A 526-nucleotide genomic window follows, 5' to 3' on the forward strand; every position below is an offset into this window, starting at 1 on the left:
TTGCTGACCTCGATGCAGGGGAAGCGCTGTTTAACACTACGGTCACCAAACTCAATAATGGTGATGGTCAATCGCCATTGGGCAATCTCACCATTGATGCCAATGGTAACTGGATGTATACGGTCGATAATTCACTCACTGGCGTACAAGAGTTAGGTGATGGCATTACTCGCGACGAAGTATTCCAAGTTACCTCAATTGATGGCTCCGTGAGTCAAACTATCGTAGTGACCATTACGGGTGTCGATGGCGCGCCGTCGATCGTTAGCGGTGAATCGGGCGCTGTGACCGAGGACGTAGCTGTCACTCCAAGCGATACGCTGCTTGCTACTGATAAGCTGGTGATCAGCGATGAAGACGCCGGTGAAACAGTATTCAACGCGGGCACCGCCACTCCGGTAGGCACAACGCTGGGCTCGCTCACTATTGCGACGGATGGCACTTGGACCTACACGCTGGATAATACACTTACTGCGGTTCAAGCGCTGGATGATGGCGACAAAGTGATTGAAGAATTCACCGTGAC

1 protein-coding gene is annotated in these 526 nt (G+C 51.9%); it reads left to right on the plus strand.

Features of this window, described 5'->3' with window-relative positions:
- A partial coding sequence (locus ACJB0T_RS21935) for a VCBS domain-containing protein (RefSeq protein ID WP_495292945.1) occupies window positions 1-526 on the plus strand: 526 nt, incomplete at both ends.

It is taken from the genome of Vibrio sp. CB1-5, assembly GCF_059412285.1.